Annotated in this window: 13 protein-coding genes and 1 pseudogene; 9 read left to right on the top strand and 5 right to left on the bottom strand. The window is 69.7% G+C overall.

The features are described 5' to 3' along the window. The first annotated feature begins 38 nt into the window (after window positions 1-38). The 4 genes from OG246_RS19800 (at window position 39) to OG246_RS19785 (ending at window position 5,056) form a co-directional block, all read left to right on the top strand. A complete protein-coding gene (locus tag OG246_RS19800) occupies window positions 39-1,034 on the top strand; it encodes an NAD-dependent epimerase/dehydratase family protein (protein WP_266464864.1) in 996 nt (331 codons plus the stop codon). A 283-nt stretch (window positions 1,035-1,317) separates the two neighbouring features. Further along, the gene (locus OG246_RS19795) at window positions 1,318-2,589 is read left to right on the top strand and encodes a sensor domain-containing protein (protein ID WP_266464861.1); all 1,272 of its coding nucleotides are present in this window, start codon (window positions 1,318-1,320) and stop codon (window positions 2,587-2,589) included. Next, window positions 2,574-3,230, top strand: a complete 657-nt coding sequence (locus OG246_RS19790; RefSeq protein WP_266464858.1) for a response regulator transcription factor — start codon at window positions 2,574-2,576, stop codon at window positions 3,228-3,230. Before OG246_RS19795 ends, OG246_RS19790 begins: the two co-directional genes overlap by 16 nt. 257 nt (window positions 3,231-3,487) lie before the next feature. Then, complete coding sequence (locus OG246_RS19785) at window positions 3,488-5,056, top strand: DUF1996 domain-containing protein (protein WP_266464855.1); 1,569 nt, start codon at window positions 3,488-3,490, stop codon at window positions 5,054-5,056. A gap of 75 nt (window positions 5,057-5,131) precedes the next feature. Here the strand turns inward: OG246_RS19785 and OG246_RS19780 are convergent, their stop codons facing one another. Next, a complete protein-coding gene (locus OG246_RS19780; RefSeq protein WP_266464852.1) occupies window positions 5,132-5,569 on the bottom strand; it encodes a hypothetical protein in 438 nt (145 codons plus the stop codon). A 141-nt stretch (window positions 5,570-5,710) separates the two neighbouring features. On the opposite strand from OG246_RS19780, the gene OG246_RS19775 reads away from it, so the two are divergent. The 5 genes and pseudogenes from OG246_RS19775 to OG246_RS19755 all read left to right on the top strand — a co-directional run bounded on the left by OG246_RS19775 (window position 5,711) and on the right by OG246_RS19755 (window position 10,638). Then, window positions 5,711-6,208 carry a tetratricopeptide repeat protein gene (locus OG246_RS19775; protein ID WP_266464849.1) on the top strand — a complete coding sequence of 166 codons (498 nt, stop codon included), beginning with the start codon at window positions 5,711-5,713 and terminating at the stop codon, window positions 6,206-6,208. Window positions 6,209-6,252: 44 nt separating this feature from the next. After that, window positions 6,253-8,184: a hypothetical protein gene (locus OG246_RS19770; RefSeq protein ID WP_266464846.1), complete on the top strand. Its 1,932-nt coding sequence runs from the start codon at window positions 6,253-6,255 to the stop codon at window positions 8,182-8,184. Window positions 8,185-8,272: 88 nt separating this feature from the next. Beyond that, window positions 8,273-9,178, top strand: coding sequence for a metal-dependent hydrolase (locus OG246_RS19765; RefSeq protein WP_266464843.1), 906 nt, complete (start codon window positions 8,273-8,275; stop codon window positions 9,176-9,178). Then, window positions 9,178-9,834 (top strand): annotated as a pseudogene (locus OG246_RS19760) (ferredoxin reductase); the annotation flags it as partial. The gene OG246_RS19765 and the pseudogene OG246_RS19760, both read left to right, overlap by 1 nt. A 102-nt stretch (window positions 9,835-9,936) precedes the next feature. Beyond that, window positions 9,937-10,638, top strand: a complete 702-nt coding sequence (locus tag OG246_RS19755) for a TetR/AcrR family transcriptional regulator (RefSeq protein WP_266464840.1) — start codon at window positions 9,937-9,939, stop codon at window positions 10,636-10,638. A gap of 6 nt (window positions 10,639-10,644) precedes the next feature. Here OG246_RS19755 and OG246_RS19750 read toward each other — a convergent pair whose 3' ends face one another. The 4 genes from OG246_RS19750 to OG246_RS19735 all read right to left on the bottom strand — a co-directional run bounded on the left by OG246_RS19750 (window position 10,645) and on the right by OG246_RS19735 (window position 19,764). Continuing rightward, window positions 10,645-11,013: a 5-carboxymethyl-2-hydroxymuconate Delta-isomerase gene (locus OG246_RS19750; RefSeq protein WP_266464837.1), complete on the bottom strand. Its 369-nt coding sequence runs from the start codon at window positions 11,011-11,013 to the stop codon at window positions 10,645-10,647. A 28-nt stretch (window positions 11,014-11,041) separates the two neighbouring features. After that, complete coding sequence (locus OG246_RS19745; protein WP_266464835.1) at window positions 11,042-12,661, bottom strand: fused response regulator/phosphatase; 1,620 nt, start codon at window positions 12,659-12,661, stop codon at window positions 11,042-11,044. A gap of 71 nt (window positions 12,662-12,732) precedes the next feature. After that, window positions 12,733-18,144 (bottom strand): pullulanase-type alpha-1,6-glucosidase, encoded by a 5,412-nt coding sequence (pulA, locus tag OG246_RS19740; RefSeq protein WP_266464833.1) that lies wholly within the window; start codon window positions 18,142-18,144, stop codon window positions 12,733-12,735. 237 nt (window positions 18,145-18,381) lie between these two features. Continuing rightward, complete coding sequence (locus OG246_RS19735) at window positions 18,382-19,764, bottom strand: alpha-amylase family protein (protein ID WP_266464831.1); 1,383 nt, start codon at window positions 19,762-19,764, stop codon at window positions 18,382-18,384. Between the last annotated feature and the right edge of the window lie 183 nt (window positions 19,765-19,947).

The following is a 19,947-nucleotide window of genomic DNA, read 5'->3' as shown; positions in this document are numbered from 1 at the left end:
AGTTCCGTGCGGCGGGCCGTCCGGGCAGAGTCGTCCGTATGAGACTTCTGATGCTGGGTGGTACGGAGTTCGCGGGGCGCGCCGTCGTGGAGGCGGCGCTCGGGCGCGGCTGGGAGGTGACCGTCTTCCACCGGGGGCGGCACGAACCCCCCGCCGGGGTGCGGTCGTTGCACGGCGACCGCACCGCGCCCGACGGGCTCTTGGCGCTTGCCGACGGTGAGTGGGATGTCGTCGTCGACACCTGGTCGGCGGCGCCGCGGGCCGTGCGGGACGCGGCGCGGCTGCTGGCCGGCCGGGTCGGACGGTATGTGTACGTGTCGAGCCGCTCCGTGTACGCGTGGCCCCGGACCGGCGGGGCCGCCGAGGACGCCGCCCTCGTCGACGGCGCCTCCGCGGACGCCGAGCAGACCGACTACGCGCGGGACAAGCGGGGCGGGGAGCTGGCCGTGCTCGGCTCCTTCGGGGCGGAGGCGACGCTGCTCGTACGGGCCGGGCTGATCCTCGGGCCGTACGAGAACGTGGGGCGCCTGCCGTGGTGGCTGAACCGTGTCGTCCGCGGCGGGCCCGTCCTTGCTCCCGGGCCTCGTGAGCTCCCCCTCCAGTACATCGACGTCCGCGATCTCGCCGAGTGGATCCTCGGGGCGGTGGAGCGGGGGCTCGGCGGGGCGTACAACCTGGTCTCTCCTTCTGGGCATACGACGATGGGCGGGCTCCTCGACGCGTGCGTCCAGGTCACCGGAGGTGAGGGGGATCTGCGGTGGACCGAGGCGTCCGTGATTCTCGGGGCCGGGATCGAGCCGTGGGGTGATCTGCCTGTGTGGGTGCCGGGTGGCAGCGAACTGCACGATGCGCTTCATGGCGCCGATGTGTCGCGGGCGGTCGAGGCCGGGCTTCGGTGCCGGTCCGTGTCGGAGACCGTCGCCGACACCTGGAGCTGGCTCCAGGGTCTCGGCGGGGTTGCACCCCAACGCGCCGACCGGCCCGCGGTGGGGCTCGATCCTGCGACGGAGGCGAAGGTACTGGGCCTGAGGTAAGACGTTTTTCGCCCCCTCCGCCCCTACCCATTCCCGTCACTTGGGGGCTCCGCCCCCAAACCCCCGCTCCTCAAACGCCGGAGGGGCTAAGAGTTTTCAGCCCGTCCGGCGTTTGAGGACGAGGCCGTCCAGGCCGAAAGCGGGGGTCTGGGGGCGGCAGCCCCCAGGTACGGGACGGGCAGGGGCGGAGGGGGCGAAAGACCAAGGGGTGCACCCACCACCACCCCCGGCCGGGGTGCTCGGCCCAGTGACCCACCCCACCCCGTCGGTGAAGACTGAGCGCATGGATACGGAGAGCAGCCAGGTGCGGGCGCGGGCGCGGGAAGTCGTCGTGGCGGGGGGACGGGGGCTCCTGGTCTGTGTGGTCGGGCTGGCCGGGTCGGTCATCCTGTTCGTGCTGGCGGTCGTGTCGATCGCGCTGGTGCCGATCGGCGTGGGGATCGTCACGACACCGTGGGTGCTGACTGGCGTACGCGCCTTCGCGAACTGGCGGCGAGCGGTCGCGGCGGAGTGGAGCGGGGTACGGATTCCGGCCACGTACCGGCCGATACCCGAGGGCGCCAACCCATGGGAACGCTGCTTCCGGATGCTCCGGGACCCGGCGACGTGGCGGGACCTGGCATGGCTGCCGGTCGACATGACCGCCGGCTTCGTCACCGCACTGCTCCCGGCCGTACTGCTCCTCTACCCCCTGGAGGGCTTCGCGCTCCCGCTCGGACTGTGGCGAGTCCTGACGACCGCGACGGACGGCGACTGGTGGTACGGATTCGTACCGGTCTCCGGCCAGGGCACGGCCCTCCTCGCGGGCGCGCTCGGCGCGGCACTCCTCGTCGCCTCCTACCACCTCACCCCGCCCCTCCTGCGCGTCCACTTCCTGCTCACCCGCTCCCTGCTCGGCCCGGGCGAGGGCGAACTCGCCGAGCGGGTACGCGTACTGACCGAGACACGACGCGACGCCGTCGACACCTCGGCATCCGAACTCCGGCGTATCGAGCGGGACTTGCACGACGGGGCACAGGCGCGCCTGGTCGCCATGGGGATGGATCTGGGGACCATCGAGGCGCTGGTCGAGAAGGACCCGGCGAAGGCCAAGGAGTTGCTGGCGCAGGCCCGCAGGTCCTCCGCCGAGGCGCTCACCGAACTGCGGGATCTGGTACGGGGCATCCATCCGCCCGTACTCGCGGAGCGCGGACTCGGCGACGCCGTACGGGCGTTGGCGCTGCGGCTGCCCCTGACGAGCGAGGTGGACGTCGAGCTCGACGGGAGGCCGGCCGCGCCGGTGGAGTCCGCGGCGTACTTCGCCGTCAGCGAGGTGCTGACCAACGCGGTCAAGCACTCCGGCGCCGAACGCGTCTGGGTGGACGTCCACCACAGGGACGGCATGCTGCGCATCGCGGTCACCGACAACGGCATGGGCGGCGCCCGGCTCGACGCGGGCTCCGGACTCACCGGAGTCGACCGGCGACTGGGTACATTCGACGGCGTCCTGGCCGTCAGCAGCCCCGCGGGCGGTCCCACCATGGTCACCATGGAGATCCCTTGCGAGTTGTCCTAGCCGAAGACCTGTTCCTGCTGCGCGACGGACTGGTCCGGATGCTCGAGACGTACGACTTCGAGATCGCCGCGGCTGTCGAGAGCGGGCCCGAACTCAGCCGGGCGCTGGCCGAGTTGGAGCCGGACGTCGCGGTGGTCGACGTACGGCTGCCGCCCTCGCACACGGACGAGGGGCTGCAGTGCGCGCTTGAGGCCCGCCGGAACCGGCCCGGGTTGCCGGTGCTCGTCCTGTCCCAGCATGTGGAGCAGTTGTACGCGCGGGAGTTGCTCGCCGACGGCACGGGCGGGATCGGCTATCTGCTCAAGGACCGGGTGTTCGACGCGGAGCAGTTCATCGACGCCGTACGGCGGGTCGCGGGAGGGGGTACGGCCATGGATCCGCAGGTGATCCAGCAGCTGCTGTCGCGGCGTTCGGCCGGCGACCAGCCGCTCGGGCGGCTCACCCCGCGCGAGCTGGAGGTGCTTGAGCTGATGGCGCAGGGGCGCACGAACGCGGCGATCGCCGGTCAACTCGTGGTCACGGAACGGGCGATCGCGAAACACACCTCCAATATCTTCGCCAAACTGGGACTAGAGGTCTCGGATGACGACAACCGGCGCGTACTCGCGGTACTCGCCTATCTCGACCACGGACCTCATTGACGCCGTTGACGGCGATGGCACCGTTGACAGGTATTCAGCGGCGCTGAATATCATTCAGCGCCGTTACAAACCTGTTTTCGGAGATCAACTCCCGGAGAATCGGGGGCTTCTGCGCCCATTGTGACGGAATTGACCTCACGAACTTCTAAGATTTTCCAGGGTTTCTGAACACCCCACACGCCTCATGCGTATGGAATGGAGCCGCTTCACTCCTGTCGGGCGCCTCCGCTGCCCCGCAAGGAAGTCTGAGGAGTTCCATGGGACGCAATGCACGAAAACGACGTTCGCCACTGGCCGTTCGCGCTGTGGCCGCATCCGCGGCCCTCGCGATCGGGGGAGGCGGTCTGGTCTGGGCGAACTTCTACGCCTCGGCTCACGAGAAGAACAACACCACGCAGAACAGCACCAAGGCCGCCGCCGCTCAGGTGGCCACGATCGACTGCCCCGATGTCGGTCAGCAGCTCACCGATGTACCCAACCAGGCGCGTGGGGAGGTCGACGGTGAACTGGCCACGCTGGACCAGCAGATAACCGAGGCCTACCAGCGTCTGGCCACCACCCGGGACGCGCAGACCCGGGACGCGAGCTTCGTCCAGAACGCGGTACTCCAACCGCTGAAGGACCGGCGTGCGAACATCATCGACCGCATCCAGCTGGAGATCACCCGGGTCGGCGGTTCCGCCCCGGACTCGCTGGACGGTCTCGCCACCTGTACCGGCCAGGCCGTGGAACAGCCGCAGACCAACGACGGTCAGGCCGGGGACGGCCAGAACGGCGACGACCAGAACCAGGGCGGTGACGACCAGAACGCCGAGAGTCCCGCTCCCGGCGAGGACACCGGCGGGGACGACGCCGGCGAGACCGCTCCCCCGGTCAACGGCGGTCAGGGCGGCAACGGCCCGTCGGCCGACGACTTCGTGGACATCACCACCGTCCAGGCCAACGCCCAGCTCGGCGTGGGCGCGAACGGGCTCCCCGCGAACGGGAGGTCCGGTTCGAAGGGCACCTTCACCACGAAGTGCGGCACCAACGGGAACGACAACCACAACACGGACAACGTGATCGTCGCCCCGGGTGTCACCAACGGCGCCCACCACCTGCACGACTACGTCGGCAACCAGAACAACGACGCTTTCGCGAGCGACGAGGACCTGGCCGCGGCCGACACCACCTGCCAGAACCAGGGCGACAAGTCCTCGTACTTCTGGCCGGTGCTCCGTCTGCAGGACGGTTCGCAGGACTTCGACCAGAACAACGCCGGTGGCGGCACCGAGGGCAACGTGGGCAAGATCCTGCAGCCCGCCCAGGCGCAGCTCAAGTTCGTCGGCAACAAGAAGGGCAGCGTCGTCGCGATGCCGTCGGCCCTTCGCATCATCACCGGTGACGCCAAGGCCTTCATCAACGGCAACGCCAACGCCAACGTGAACTGGAGCTGCACCGGCTTCGAGAACAAGGTGCAGCTGGAGGACAAGTACCCGATCTGCCCCGAGGGCAGTGACGTGGTGCGGACCACCAACTTCCAGAGCTGCTGGGACGGCCAGAACATCGACAGCGCCAACCACCGCACGCACGTGGCGTTCGTCCAGGCCGACGGCACCTGCGCCAACGGCTTCAAGGCGATCCCCCAGCTCCAGGTCCGTCTGGTCTACGACGTTCCCGCCCCGACCATCGAGAACGGCACGGTCGTGAACCCGTACGCGGTCGACTCCTTCCCGGAGAACCTGCACAAGCCGATCACCGACCACAACGACTTCATCAACTTCTTCTCGACGAACACGATGAACAAGATGGTCAAGTGCATCAACACCGGCAAGAAGTGCCAGTGATCCGCTAGGACCCACTGAAGAAGGCCGGCGGTGATTTCCACCGCCGGCCTTCGGCATTCCCCGCACCCTGCGCGGTCAGCCCGCGTGAGCGGAGTGCGTCGCGCCGTGTGTCGCGCTGTGATCGGTGCCCACCTCCAGGGTCCCGCCGAGCTGGCCGCGCAGCGCCTTGACCACCTTCTGCTCGCCGACGGCGACCCACTTGCGGCCGACGAGGTAGAACCCGCCGTAGTCCTTGGCCCCGTTGATCCACTCGCGCTGGCCGCGGTCGGTGGCGAAGGTCGCGAGGATGAACTTGCCGTCGGTGTTCTTGCAGGTGGCCTGGCGGATCTCGTCCGCGTCCGTCGTGAGGTTCGGGTCGCAGCCCGCCTCGCTCGCGATGTGCTCCAGACTGCCGGTCGCGGCGGCCGGCACCGCGTCGGACGCGTCGTCGGTCGTGTCGTCGGCCGCGCAGCCCGTGAGCGCCAGCAGCGCCACGGCTCCGGCCACCGCGAGCTTCGGTCGCGTCAACCTCATACCTACGTACCTCCGTCTGTGTCGGCGCCCATGCCGCCGGGAGCCCCGTCGAACGAGGGCCCTCGCCCTGGATACGGCTACCGGGCGCCCAGCGCTCAAATCAGGAGCCCCGGTGGGCACACCCGTGCGACTGTGGGGCCCATGAACGACGACTGGGAAGAGCGTACGGCGGCGGCGTGGGCCACACTCCACGACTATGACGAAGGGCACGCGGCGGACTTCCGGGCGGTGATCGACGCGCTGGTGGCCGAGCTGCCCGCCGCCAGCCCCCTCGGACCGTTCGAGCAGGCAGGCGCCTGGGACTCGACGGGCCACTCGGACAAGGCCGTACCGCTGTACCGGGAGGCGCTGGCCCGCGGCCTCGGCGGCAACCGCCGGCGCCGCGCCACGATCCAGCTCGCCAGCTCCCTGCGGAACCTCGGCAAGCCGGAGGAGGGCTTCGAGCTCCTCGGCCCCGAACTCGACGCCCCTTCCGACGAGTTGGACGACGCCATACGCGGCTTCCTCGCCCTCTGCCTCGCCGACCTGGGCCGCGAACGCGAGGGCCTCGCCCTGGTGATCGGCGCCCTCGCACCCCATCTGCCCCGCTATCAGCGGTCGATGGCGAACTACGCGCGGCTCCTGGTCGAGCCCGAGTAGCGGACGGCGGGTGACCATCCCCCGAGTCACTCGTTTTGCGATGTGTGCAGTCACAGGATGTAGCCCCGCGCCCCGCACCCGCCTCAGGCCCGGTCGTCGACGTCGAGCAGGCCGAGGCCGCGCTCGTCGAGCACTATCCGCGGCTGGTCCGGCTCGCCTATCTGGTGCTGCCGCCGAGCCTCGGCCGCAACCGCCGGGTGCTGACCGCACATGCCCTCACCCAGCGCGCGCTGCCCCGGGGCCGTACGTCCGGTGACGCGACGGTCATCCCGGCCCAGCAGACCGGCGGCGGCCGCGACGGCGACCCGGGCTACGCCTTCGTACGCCTCCAAGTGGTGCGTACGGCGCTGGAGGCGGGCCTGCCGCTGACACGGCGGGCGTGGCCGAAGCGGTCCCAGCTGCCGCCGCTGCTGCCCCAGGTGTGGGGCCTCAGGCTCTTCCCCCGCTCGGGCGGCGCCGACGAACTCGCCCTGGACCAGCGGCTGTCCGCGCTCTCGGGCCCGGCCCGTGCCGCGTACGTCCTGCGCGGCCTGGAGAAGCTGTCCGAGGCGGACGTACGGAAGGTGCTGACGGCGGCGGGTGTCGAGGACCCGGGCGCGGCGCTCGCGGTGGCCTCCGGTCTGGAGGCGCAGGACGCCCTCCTCGACTCCCCCGAGTTCGACCCCTGTTCGCTGCACGCGCGGCCCACCGACCTGATGCGGCGCAGGCAGCACATGAAGGCCGCGCTCGCCGCGACCGCGGCCGTCGTGGTGTGCGGTGCGCTGCTCGGCCTGCCCGGCGACGGGTGGGGGCCCGACGGTGCAGCGGCGCCGCCGTACGCGCAGAACCCGGCGGCCCAGGCCGCCCTGGATCCGGCGCAGTTGACGAAGGTGCCGGCCCTGGCCTGGCAGCAGTCGGCGCGCACCGACTTCTCCGTGTGGCCCGCGCGCGGGAACCTCACCGGGGACAGCGCGCTGCTGCGGCGCGCCCTCGCCGTGTGGGCGCGGCCCGGCGAGTCCGTGGCGGTCTCGGCGACCCCCGGCACCCCGTCCGGCGCCCCGCCCGGACCGCCACAGCTCCTGTACGCGGGCGAGGTGGACCAGGCGCGCGTCGTGCTGCTCTACGACGGTCTGCGCATCGCCCGTTACGCCGAGCCCACGGACGGCACGAACGGCGCGGCCCTCGACTTCGCGCGGGTCGACAGCGCGAAGGGAGCGGAGGCGGAGGCGGTGGTCCTCGGCCGGACCGACGGCAACGTCCGCTATTTGACGGCCCCTTGGGTGACCGAGGCCGCCGAGCGGGACCTGATGAAACCGTCCTCCGGCGAGATGGATCTCACCCTCTCGGCCGACGGCACCACCACGCCGCTGGCCAGCCCGGCCCAGCGGTCCGGCGCGTGCACTTCGTGGAATGTGCTGCAGCTCAAGGACAACTCGGGCACCCGCCTGCTGACCGACCTCGGCGAGCTGATCCCGGCACACCTCACCTCGGGCCGTCCCGCGGCACCCGCCGAGGCGTCCGGCGCCGAGGCGCTGCGCAACTGGGCCCCGTTCGCCTGCTCGCTGGCCTCCGTGCGCTCACAGGGCGTGCGGTCCGTGAACGCCTGGCAGTACGCCCGGCAGCAACTGCCCGACTCCGGCGGCAGCGCGACCTGGGTGTGCACGCGGGCCGACACCTGGCGGGGCGGCGGCACGCGCGTCCTCGCGCAGTTCCGGACGCCGGGCGGGGCGTACGGGGCGGTCGCCGCGAAGGCCGAGAACTCGCCCGCGTGCGGCGCCCGCGACCCCCATGTGCTGGCGGGCGTGCTGTGGAAGTCGGGTGCGGGGACCTGGTATCTCCTCGCGGCCGGCAGCAAGGACACGGCCTCGGTCAGCGCGACCGGCGGGGTGACCGGGTCGGCGCAGGGCGCCCTGCTCGCCGTACGGACGAAGCAGGGGGCGCAGGCCGAGCTGAAGGGGAGCCTGGAGGACGGGCGGGACATCACCGGGCTGCGCTGAGGCTGACCGGGACACCTAGCTGACACTTGCGTCAACAAGTCGCTGCACGGGGGTTCTCCCCGCAACTACCCGTCAGTACATTGACGGCATGTCTAACACCCGTGCCCGGCTGCCCCAGCCGGTCGACTCCGAGCGGATACCCCTCAAGGCGCGCAAGGTGTCGTTCTCCTGGGAGGACACGCCGTTGCACTGGGTGCCGGGCGATCCGTTCGCCACGCACACCATCAATGTGCTGCATCTGCTGCTGCCGGCCGGTGAGCGCTGGTTCGTGCATGTGTACAAGCAGGTGCTGCCGTACATCCGGGACGAGCGGCTGCGCGAGGACGTCATCGGGTTCATCGGCCAGGAGGCCATGCACGCGCAGGCGCACGACGAGGTACTCCCCCACCTCAGGGAACTCGGGCTCGACCCGACCCCGTACACCGCCCAGGTCGACTGGCTCTTCGAGAAGCTGCTCGGCGACCGGACGCTGCCGCCGGGCAGGGCCCGCAAGTGGTGGCTGATGGAGCGGGTCGCCATCATCGCGGCGATCGAGCACTACACCGCCTTTCTCGGCAACTGGGTGCTGAACGCGGAGGAGTTGGACCGGCGGGGCGCCGATCCGACCATGTTGGATCTGCTGCGCTGGCACGGCGCCGAGGAGGTCGAGCACCGGGCCGTGGCGTTCGAGCTGTTCATGCACGTCGACGGGGACTACCGGCGGCGCGCGCGGACCTGGGCGACCGCGTTCACGGCTCTCGTCTTCCTGTGGCAGCGCGGGGCGCGGTTCTTCATGGCGAACGATCCGACGCTGACGGCGGGCAGGGCGAGCTTCAAGGACTTGTACGTCAGCGGGAAGGCGGGAGTGCTGCCGTCGACCGGGGACATGCTCAAGTCCATCCCGCGCTATCTCAGCCGGAGTTACCACCCCTCCCAGGAGGGGTCGACCGAGCAGGCAGTCGCCTATCTCGCCTCCTCCCCCGCGGCGCTGGCCGCGGAGAAGCGGGGCGCGTGATGCCCCGGCTCGGGACCGTCGCGGTGGTCGCGGGCGCCGCGCTGCTCGCCAAGCGGGCGATGCGCCGCCGTATCCAGGCCTCGCCGCTGTGGCCGTTGCCCGCGCTGGAGGAGCCGGTGTCCGGGCGGCCGCGGTCGCGTGCGCTGCGGCTGACGGTGAGCTCGTACGAGCCGGTCGCCGAGGGGGTCGTACAACTTCGCCTGGCGGGGCGGGACTTGCCGCGCTGGGAGCCCGGGGCGCATCTCGATCTGGTGCTGCCTTCGGGCCTTGTGCGGCAGTACTCGCTGTGCGGCGACCCGGCGGACAGCTCGTCGTACACCGTCGCGACCCGGCTGGTCGAGGACGGGCGGGGCGGTTCGCGCGAGCTGCACGAACGGGTGCGGGAGGGCGTGGAGCTGGAGGTCCGCGGGCCGCGCAATCGGTTCCCGCTCGTCGAGGCCCCGTCGTACGTCTTCGTCGTGGGCGGCATCGGGATCACCCCGGTTCTGCCGATGCTGCGGGCTCTTCCCGACGGTGTGGAGTGGCGGTTGCTGTACTGCGGGCGGACGCGGGCCTCGATGCCGTTCCTGGAGGAGGTCGAGAAGCTGGGCGCGGGCCGGGTGACCGTCGTTGCGGGGCGGCCCGATCTCGGCGTGCTCCTCGCGGACGTTCCCGATCTGTGTATCGCGGGCGCGTGGTGAGAGGATCGTGCTGGACATGTGAACCGCCGTGGGCGGACCGGCCCGTTCCGGGCCGGATCCGATCGGTAAGGTGTTCGTATGACAACCGGGGTACGCCGCAGGATGGGTGTCGAGGAGCGGCGGCAGCAGCTGATCGGCGTCGCCCTCGAACTCTTCAGCCGACGCTCGCCCGACGAGGTCTCCATCGACGAGATAGCGGCGGCCGCGGGCATCTCGCGGCCGCTGGTCTACCACTACTTTCCCGGCAAACTCAGCCTGTACGAGGCGGCGTTGCAGCGGGCCTCGGACGATCTCGCGGGGCGGTTCGTGGTCCCCGAGGAGGGGGCGCTGGGCTCGCGGCTGCTGCGGGTGATGCGCCGGTTCTTCGACTTCGTGGACGACCACGGGCCCGGTTTCGCGGCGCTGATGCGAGGCGGTCCCGCGGTGGGCTCGTCGACCACCAACGCGCTGGTCGACGGGGTGCGGCAGGCCGCGTACCTCCAGATCCTCTCGCACATGAAGGTCGAAAACCCGCCTGCCCGCCTGGAGTTGGTGATCCGCTCCTGGATCTCGCTCGTCGAGTCGACGGCGCTGATCTGGCTGGACGGACGGCGCATCCCGCGCGCCGAGCTGGAACGGCAGCTGGTGCACGACTTCGGGGCACTGGCGGCGGTGAGTGCCGCCTACGACGAGGAGTTGAGCGAGCTGCTGCGCGAGTCGCTCAAGAGCGAGCCGGGCGACGGGCCGTTCAGTGACCTCGTCGTCCGGCTGATCGCACTGGCGTCGCCGCCCGCCTCGTAAGGGCTGCTACTCCTCGTACTTCCGGTACGACGGGTCGAGGTCGCGTACTTCGGCGGAGGCGTGCACCGTCGAGACCCCGTCGGTGGGTTCGATGTGCTTGTGCAGCAGCTCCAGTACGGCTTCCGTGAGTTCGGCCTTGGTCTCGTCGGAGCGGCCGGGGAGCAGGGCGAGCGTGACATGCACGATGGCCGGCCCGCCCGTGCCCGTTGCCGCCACGTCTCCCACGACTTCGTCCTCGGTCCTCAGGACCCGCGTCTTGCATGCCTCGATGCGCGCGGCCGCCACCTCGACGACCACCGGGTGCAGCGCGAGCGCGAAGGCGTTCCAGTCGACGTGATCGAGCCCCGGGGAGCGTTCGACGGCGATCTGCGGCATGGGCACTCCTGTTCTAGGGATATCCCGATCACCCTAGCCGCAGCGCAAGCAGCGCGATGTCGTCCTCCCGGTCGCGGCCGAAGGAGGCGAGGAGCGTGTCGCACAGGGCGTCCAGGCCGGGCAGGGCACCGGAGGCAGCCGCGCGGAGGTGCTCCATCGAGGCCGCGAGGTCGGTGCCGCGGGTCTCGATCAGACCGTCGGTGATCATGAGGAGCCGGTCGGTGGGTTCGAGGAACAGCTCGGTGGGCGGCGGGTGGGGCAGGCCCACGCCGAGCAGCGGCCCTGCGGCCTTGGCGTAGTCGGCGCTGCCGGAGTCCCGGATGATCAGCGGCGGGATGTGGCCCGCGTTGGCGATCCGGGTGCGTCCGGTGGCCGGGTCGATCAGGAGCAGGCAGACGGTGGCGGTCACGTCGGGGTGGTAGCGCTGGAGCATCCGGTCGAGGCGTTCGGCGAGCACGGCCGGGTCGCTCTCGTCGACGCAGTAGGCGCGCAGCGCGTGCCGGATCTCGACCATGACGGTGGCCGCCTCCAGCGAGTGTCCGACGACGTCGCCGACCGCGGCGAGCACGCCCTCGTCGGTGCGCAGGGCGGCGTAGAAGTCGCCGCCGATCTCGGTCTCCTGGGACGCGGGCACGTACCGGACGACGACCTCGAGGCCCGGCAGGTCGGGCAGCCGGTGCGGCTGGGGCAGGAAGCTGTGCTGGAGGGTGAGGGCGACGTGCCGCTCGACCTGGTACATGAGCAGCGGCTCGGCGGCGAGCGCGGTGGCCTCGGCGAGCCGGGCGACCAGTGCCTCACCCTCGGGGTTCACCCGGCGCACACCGCGGGTGGGTGTGGCGAGGCACACCGCGGCCCTGCCGTCCTGGATGGGGATCAGCGCCATCCGGGCGTCGTGCTGCACTTCCGGCCGGAAGAACCCGGCGGGCCACAGCGGTGCGGGAACCGTGGTGATCCGTACTCCGGCCTGCCCGCGGGTGAGCCGCCGGAGCAGACCGGCCACGGTCCGGTGGGCGCCTTCGTCCGGCATCGCGAGCGAGGTGCGGTCGCGTGAGGTGCCGCGGTACAGCTCGTCGTCCGGGCCGAGGACGAAGACGGCGGCGGGACCGCCGGTGAGCCGCGCGGTGCCCTCGGCGGCGGCATCGGCGAGTTCCTGCGGGGAGCGGGCCGTCTGGATGGCGACGATCGTCTCCGCCAGCCGCGTCAGCCGGCGTGCCAGCGCCTGGTCGTCGGCCCGCAGCCGCGCGGCGCGCACCGCGGCCCGGACCACCGCGTCGATCTCCTCGGGCTCGGCGGGCACCGTCAGATACGCCTCGCCGCCCGCGTCAAGGCCCTGGCAGCGGTCGGCGGGAGCGACGGAGGCGGCCGAGAAGTGCACGACGGGCAGACCGGCCATGTGCGGCCGGGCCTTGAGCCGACGGCACAGCTCGAAGCCGCTCATGTCCGGCAGGCCCACGTCTATGAGCGCCACATCGGGCAGGGCGCCCTTGCGCTGCCGTACATCGAGTTCGACGAGCGCCTCGGATCCGCTGGCGGCCGGGACGACCTGGTAGCCGGCGCGCCGCAGCACGGCGCTCATGGCGTACCGGCTGGCCGCCACATCGTCCACGACCAGCACGGTCGTTTCTGTCCGCTTGCCGTTGACATCCATCTGCCAGCCTTTGGACACACCGATGGGGCAGACCCGGGTTCGGGGTCTGCCCCACCAAGGTAATGCCCTTTTCAGGAAGTCCGCGCAAATACCGCCACAGTGCGTCCCGGAACGGCGAACGTGCCTGATTTCGCCGTATATGAAGAGGACTTGACGGTGGAGTCCGCGCCCGCCGCCTGCACCGGATGCAGCGCGTACGCCGTCCCGGCCAGCGCATCGACGGTCTGCTCCTGCTTGTCCGGAGTCGCGTTGAAGACGACGACGAGGTCGCCGAGCTCCATCGTGATCACACCGGGTGTCTCATCCGTCCCGGACAGCGGGAAGGAGAGCTTCGACTGCACCTGGTCGGCCGTGGCGAGGGAGAAGACGCTCTCCGTCGTACGGATCCTCTGCAGGTTCTGGTACGCGGCTGAGGTTCCGTCGATCTGGTCGCAGCCCACCTTGACGGACGTCAACAGCGGTGTGGCGTAGGGCCACTTGGAGGCGTTGTCGGCCGCCATCGGCAGCCCGCCTCCGAAGCCGTTGCCGTCCTGGCAGTTCCAGTGGATGCCGTTGAACCAGTCGCCGCTGTCGTAGGAGTTGCGGTCCAGGGACTTGGAGCGCAGCAGGTCGGAGCCGGCCTGGGAGAGGGACGGGCCCTGCGAGAGGGTGGCCGTCGCCATGGCCAGGACCTGCATCCGGGCCCGGTCGCTCGCGCTCGTCGCCGCGGGCAGCTTGTAGGTGAGGGCGTCGTACAGCGACTCGTTGTCGTGCGCGTCGGCGTACGCGAGGGCGTCTCCCGGCGCGTCCGCGTATCCGGCGGCCTGGCCGTTGTAGTCGACCTCGGAGCCCTTGACCTCCTTGCCGCTGGTGTCGGTGAAGCTGTACTTGGCGAGGTTGCCGCTGAGCCCGACCTTGATGAGGTCCTGGTAGTGCAGCAGGCGGGCCTTCTGCTCGGCCGAAGTGCCGTTGCTGGTCGAGGAGTTGGGGTCGGTGTAGAGACCGGAGGCGAAGCCCTGGACGCCGGGGTCCTCGTCGAAGGGGCCGCCGCCGCGTACGGCGTCACGCGCACGGTCGGAGAAGGTCGCGATGCCCGTCCCCGCCATGTTCTTCTGCGTGGCCTGCGTGAAGCGGGCGTCGTCGGCGACCTCGCCGAAGTTCCAGCCCTCGCCGTACAGGATGATCTTCTTGCCGTCGACGCCGTCCCTGGCCAGGGTGAGCGCGTCGAGGGCCTTCCTGACCGCGAGGATGTTGGCCTTGGGGTGGTGCCCCATGAGGTCGAAGCGGAAGCCGTCGACCTTGTACTCCTTGGCCCAGGTGACGATCGAGTCCACCACCAGCTTGCCCATCATGGCGTTCTCGGTCGCCGTGTTGGAGCAGCAGGTGGAGTTGGCGACGCTGCCGTCGGCGAGGAGCCGCTGGTAGTAGCCGGGTACGACCTTGTCGAGCACGGAGGTGTCGGCCTGGCCGCTCGCGGCGGTGTGGTTGTAGACCACGTCCATGACGACCCGGAGGCCGTCCTCGTTCAGGGACTTGACCATCTGGCGGAATTCGACCGTACGGTCCGTGCCGTCCGGGTCGGTCGCGTACGAGCCCTCCGGAACGGTGTAGTGGTACGGGTCGTAGCCCCAGTTGTAGGCGTCCTTCGCGGCGATCTTCGCCACGCACTCCTGCTGCTTGTCGGAGTCGGCCGCGTAGGAGGCGAGGTCGCAGTCGGTGGTCGCCTGGTCGGACTTCTTCTCGGGGATGGTGGCGATGTCGAAGGCGGGCAGCAAGTGCACATAGGAGGTGCCGGACTTGGCCAGTTCCCGTAGGTGCTTGGAGCCGTCGCTGTCCTTGTCGGCGAACGCGAGGTAGGTGCCCGGGTTCTCGGCCGTGGTGTCCGCCACCGAGAAGTCCCGGATGTGCAGCTCCTGGATCTGGGCGTCCTTCAGCGCCACCGCCGCGGGCTTCTTGAGGGTCGACCAGCCGCTCGGGGCAAGGGACTTGGCGTCCAGGTCGACGACGAGGCTCTGCTCCGAGTTTGCGGTCAGGGCCACCGAGTACGGGTCGGTGACCGTGTTGGTGACGACCTTCTGGACGGTCGGCGCCCACACCTTGACGACGTACCGGTAGGGCTTGTTCGCCCAGGACTTCTTGCCGGTGACGGACCAGACGCCGGTGGTGTCGTTCCGCTTCATCCTGACCGAGGTGCCGTCGAGATCCAGGGCGACGCTCTGCGCGGTGGGCGCCCACACGGCAAGCGTGGGAACGCCGTTGCGGAAGGTCGGGCCGAGGTCCGCCTTCGTCGCGTCGTACAGATCGTCGAGTACGCCGGCGATCTGGACGCCCGTCGCTGCCAACACCGCTCCGTTCACGGCGCGTTGCGAGGCGACGATCTGACCGTTCAGCGCTTCACGGACCCGGTTGCGGTCGCGCGGGTCGACGGTCCAGGCGGTGTAGTCCTTGAGGTGCGGGAAGGCGGCCTTCTGGGCGTCGGTGAGGGTGGACTTGGACAGGCGGAGCCACTTGGCGTCCCCGGTCAGCGCGCCGTCCTTCACCGCGATCGAGCCGTCGCGCGAGTAGAGCAGCTGGGTGGACACGGCCGCGTCGGAGCCGTTCCAGGCGACCGTGTTCCGGTCGATCCAGACGGCCTTGGACGTGGTCAGGTCGAGCGCGGCCGCACTGCCCGCCGGCTGCGGGAGCAGGTACTTCTCCTGGCCGTTCAACAGCCACACCTCGTGGCCGTTCGCCGTGAGGTCGAGCGACTGGTCGGTGGGGAGGTCCTTCTCGTCGCCCTTGTGGAGGATGTAGCTGAGGCTGGTGGCACCCTCGGCGAGCGGCACCTCGTACACAGCGCCATAGGCGTCAGTGTCCACCGGCTGCAGGGGCTTCGACCAGTCCGTGCCCGTCGCGGCGCCCGTCCAGACGTGCAGTCCCCAGCCGTCGTAGTTCCCGTCGGCACGGTGGTAGTGCAGGACCGCCTTCGTCTTGTCCTGCGCCGGGTAGTCGGGCTTCTCGGTGAGGACGGCTTCCTTGCCCTGCTCGACCCAGATCTCGCCCGTCTTCGTGACGTCGATCGTGCGGTCGGCGGAGACGTCCTTGTTGCCGTCCTTGTCGATCACGAGATAGCCGACGCTGGAAGCACCCGGCTTCAACTTGACGTAGGCGAAGGCCCCGTAGGCGTCGCGGCCGATGAAGTCGTGGCCCTCGGGCCAGGTCGTCGACTCGCCGTCGGCGAGGTCGCCCCAGGCGTAGAGCCGCCAGTCGGTGTAGTCGCCGTCGGTGCGCTTGTAGTGGACGATCGCGTAGTCGCGCGAGGACGCCGTCGGGATTTCAGCAACGGGCGGTGTGCCCGTGACCGAGGTTGCCGTGGCGCTCGATGTGCGTCCGGCCGAGTCGATGACAACTGCCTTGTAGCGCAAGGCGGTTCCGGCCGGTACGTCCTCGGCGATGGCCTGAGTGACCTTGTACGGGGCGTGGTCGGCGGAGCCGAGCGTCTGCCACTTGGCGTTGCCGACCTGGGCGGCGAAGACGACACGGTTGAGCTGACCGCCGGTGACGTCGGCGCTCAGCTCGACGGTGCCGGTGGCGCCCGTGTCCGGGGCCTTCAGGGTGAGCGCCGGCTTCGCGGCGGGTGCGGCGAGCTTCCCCGCCGCCTTGAGGACGATCGAGGAACCGGCCGGGACGGTGACGGTGACCTTGCTGTCGGCGTTGCTGGTGACGGTGTCCTGGGTGCCGTAGATCCCGCGGAACCTCATGTCCGCCGAGCCCGTGGCGAAGGTCGCCGTCTTCGCCTCGCCGGCGTTGTTCACGGCGACGACGTACTCGGTGCCGGTCTTCGCGTCCGTACGGGAGAAGGCGTAGACACCGGCGCCGTCGGCGGCGTACCGCTCCGTCTGGACGCCGTCCGCGAGCGCGGGGTTGTCCTTGCGGAGCTTCGCGAGAGCACTGATCTGCTTGTAGAGCGGTGCACTCGTGTCGTAGGCGTCGCTCGCGTGGGTGCGGTCGGTGCCGAGCTCGTCGTCGTCGAGGTAGTCGGCGGTCTTGGAGGCGAACATCGTCTGGCGGGCGTCCTTGTCGCCGCCCGCGCCGGTGAAGCCCTGCTCGTCGCCGTAGTAGACGACCGGGTTGCCGCGGCTGAGGAACATCAGCTCATTCGCGAGCTTGTCCTTCTTCAACAGCTCGGCGTCGGTCGCGTTCGGGTTGTCCTGGTTCAGGAAGTACCCGATGCGGCCCATGTCGTGGTTGCCGAGGAAGGTGACCTGCTCGTACGCGTTGGCCTTGTCCGTCGTGTACTTGTAGTCGTCGCCGAAGACCGAGGCCAGCTTCTGCGCGCTGCCGCCCTGGGAGGCGTACTGCCGGGCCGCTTCCTGGAAGGGGAAGTCGAGCGTGGAGTCGAGGCGGCCCTCGGTGACGTACGGCGAAGTGATCGACGTGCCGGCGGAGTAGACCTCGCCGAACATGAAGAAGTCGTCGCGGCCCTGCTTGGCCGCGTACGCGTCGAGGGCGGTGGCCCACTGCGTCCAGAACTCCATGTTGACGTGCTTCACGGTGTCGATCCGGAAGCCGTCGATGTCGAAGTCGCGGACCCACTTCTCGTAGATCTTCTCCATGCCGCTGACGACCTCGGGACGCTCGGTCCACAGGTCGTCGAGGCCGGAGAAGTCGCCGCCCTCGGAGCTCTCCCCGGCGAAGGTGGAGTCGCCGCGGTTGTGGTACATCGTCGTGTCGTTGAGCCACGACGGGACCTTGGCGTCCTGCTTCGCGGCCGTCACGGTCGGCGTGCGCGGGAAGGAGTCGGCGTCGACCTCGGGGAAGTCCTGCGAACCGTCCGCGTAGTCGGCGTCGTCGAAGGGCTCACCGTCCTTCGTCAGATACGGAAAGGCGCCCTTGGAGAGGTAGCCGTAGGACTTCTCCTCGTAGTCGACGACGTCGGCGGTGTGGTTGGTGATGACGTCGAAGAAGACCTTCATGCCCTTGGAGTGGGCCTTGGAGATCAGCGTCTCGAGATCCCTGTTCGTGCCGAAGTGCGGGTCGACCTGGGTGAAGTCGGTGATCCAGTAGCCGTGGTAGCCGGCCGAGGCGTTGTCGCCGGTGCCCTGTACGGGCTGGTTCTTGAAGATCGGCGCCATCCAGATGGCAGTGGTGCCGAGATCCTTGATGTAGTCGAGCTTCTTCGTCAGACCCTTGAGGTCGCCGCCCTGGTAGAAGCCCTTGTCGGTGGGGTCGTAACCGGTCGACAGACGTGAACCGGTCAGACCGCCCTCGTCGTTGGAGGTGTCGCCGTTGGCGAAGCGGTCCGGGAGGACGAAGTAGAACTGCTCGCGGGTCGCGTCATTGCGGGCGGCCGTCTTGGCCAGGGCCGCATCGGACGGGGGCGCGGGCGGGGTGGCGGCGCGGGCCGCGAGGGGCTGCACGAGCGCTGCGGTGAGGGCGACCACGGCGACGGCCGCGATCCGTCCGCGCCGCGCGGTGTGATGGGGGGTGCGGTGCGCCCAGGGCGCCGACCATCTCGGTATCACAGGCCTGAACTCCTTGCGATTACGGCTCATTCGGGTCCGACCCCACGCCGCGGCTCAGCTTCGTTGCCGGGCGCCGGCGTGACCGTATCGCTTACGAAAGGTTTACAGCAAGAGTCTTGAAACCGATGGCAAGAACTTTCACATCCTGCCCGGAGGGAGGGCTCGACAGACCGAGGCCCGACAGACCGAGGGCCCGTTCACCGGGTGATCGGTGAACGGGCCCTCTTCTGCCACTACTCAGCAGCTGGACTTGCCCGAGTAGATCGCCAGCGCCGTGTTCGTGCCGAGCGTCGCCGTGAACTGGCCCGAACTGTTCACCGTGACGGTCGTGTTGCTCTGGACGTTGCAGTACGTGCCCGCCGCGAGGGAGGTCTGATAGGTGCGGGTCAGCGAGGACGACTCGTGGTTGATGGCCACATAGCCCTTGGAGCCGCGGCCGAACGCGATGGCGTCGGCGCCGTTGTCCCACCAGTTGGTGACCGACTCACCGCGGGTGGTGTTGCGGAAGGCGACCATCGACTGGATCTCCGGCCAGGCGTGCTGGCACTTCCAGCCGTCCTGCCAACAGGCGTTGACCGTACCGTCGTTGGGCGGTCCGGCGTCGGTGGAGGAGAACTCGTAGCCCGAGTTGATGTCGGGCGCGCCGTACGGCCAGGCCAGCATGAAGACGTTCGCGAGCGTGTAGTTCGCGCCGTCCTTGTACGTCAGGGTCGACCCGTTGCGCTCGGTGTCGTGGTTGTCGACGAAGACACCCGAGACACCGCTGCTCATATAGCCCCAGCCCTCGCCGTAGTTGCTCAGGTAGGCGAGGTTCTCGTTGTTGAAGACCCGCTTGAGGTCGTACGCGTACCGGAACTCCTGGACGTCGCCGTTGCCGGTGTACTCGGTCGGCTGGACGGCCTCGCCCGAGCCGTAGATGACCTCCTGCTTCCAGTACACGCTCGAATTGCTCAGCCGGGACTTGATGTTGGCGAGGTCGGCCGCCGGCATGTGCTTGGCCGCGTCGATGCGGAAGCCGTCGACGCCGTAGCCGAGCAGGGTGTTCATGTAGCCGGCGATGGCGGAGCGGACGTACGACTCGCCCGTGTCGAGGTCCGCGAGACCGACCAGCTCACAGTTCTGCACATTGGTGCGGTTCGTGTAGTCGCTGATGGTGGCGGTGCAGTCGTCGAAGTCGTACGAGGAGTACAGGCCCGGGTAGTTGTACTTCGTGTACGAGGAGCCGCCGGTGCCGGTGCCGCTGCCCGCCGACATGTGGTTGATGACCGTGTCGACGACGACCTTCACGCCCGCGTTGTGGCAGGCCGTGACCATCTCCTGGAAGTCGGTGGCGTTGCCGAGCCGCCCGGCTATCTGGTAGCTGACCGGCTGGTACGAGGTCCACCACTGCGAGCCTTGTATGTGCTCGGCGGGTGGTGAGACCTGGACGAAGCCGTACCCGGCGGGGCCGAGCCGGCTGGCGCACTCCGTCGCGACGGAGTCGAAGTCCCACTCGAAGAGGACGGCCGTGACGTCCTTGGTGCCGGGCGGGGAGGCCGCCGCCGTGCCTGGGGGTACAGCCACCGTGACCGCCAGGCCCGCCGCGAGGGCGAGCGTGGCGGCAAGCGTTTTCCTTGCCATGTGAGTGCTCCTGCACTTCCTTGTGCGGGTGGGGGGATCGGAACGTATCTCTTGCACGCAAGTTTCAGCAAGATGTCGAAAGAACTTCCAACTCCTGTATTGACGCGGACCCTTCGGCAGTCCCACGCTCCACACGAGCCGACGCCCCGCGCGTCCCGGTCGAGCCGGCCGGATCCGAAGAGG

It is taken from the genome of Streptomyces sp. NBC_00620, assembly GCF_026341825.1.
Lineage (GTDB): Bacteria > Actinomycetota > Actinomycetes > Streptomycetales > Streptomycetaceae > Streptomyces.
This window is presented reverse-complemented; position numbering and strand designations above follow the sequence as displayed.

Coding starts and splice junctions, on each gene's coding strand:
- OG246_RS19800 (WP_266464864.1), top strand. CDS start 39: ATGAGACTTCTGATGCTGGGTGGTACGGAGTTCGCGGGGCGCGCCGTC.
- OG246_RS19795 (WP_266464861.1), top strand. CDS start 1,318: ATGGATACGGAGAGCAGCCAGGTGCGGGCGCGGGCGCGGGAAGTCGTC.
- OG246_RS19785 (WP_266464855.1), top strand. CDS start 3,488: ATGGGACGCAATGCACGAAAACGACGTTCGCCACTGGCCGTTCGCGCT.
- OG246_RS19780 (WP_266464852.1), bottom strand. CDS start 5,569: ATGAGGTTGACGCGACCGAAGCTCGCGGTGGCCGGAGCCGTGGCGCTG.
- OG246_RS19775 (WP_266464849.1), top strand. CDS start 5,711: ATGAACGACGACTGGGAAGAGCGTACGGCGGCGGCGTGGGCCACACTC.
- OG246_RS19765 (WP_266464843.1), top strand. CDS start 8,273: ATGTCTAACACCCGTGCCCGGCTGCCCCAGCCGGTCGACTCCGAGCGG.
- OG246_RS19755 (WP_266464840.1), top strand. CDS start 9,937: ATGACAACCGGGGTACGCCGCAGGATGGGTGTCGAGGAGCGGCGGCAG.
- OG246_RS19750 (WP_266464837.1), bottom strand. CDS start 11,013: ATGCCGCAGATCGCCGTCGAACGCTCCCCGGGGCTCGATCACGTCGAC.
- OG246_RS19745 (WP_266464835.1), bottom strand. CDS start 12,661: ATGGATGTCAACGGCAAGCGGACAGAAACGACCGTGCTGGTCGTGGAC.
- OG246_RS19735 (WP_266464831.1), bottom strand. CDS start 19,764: ATGGCAAGGAAAACGCTTGCCGCCACGCTCGCCCTCGCGGCGGGCCTG.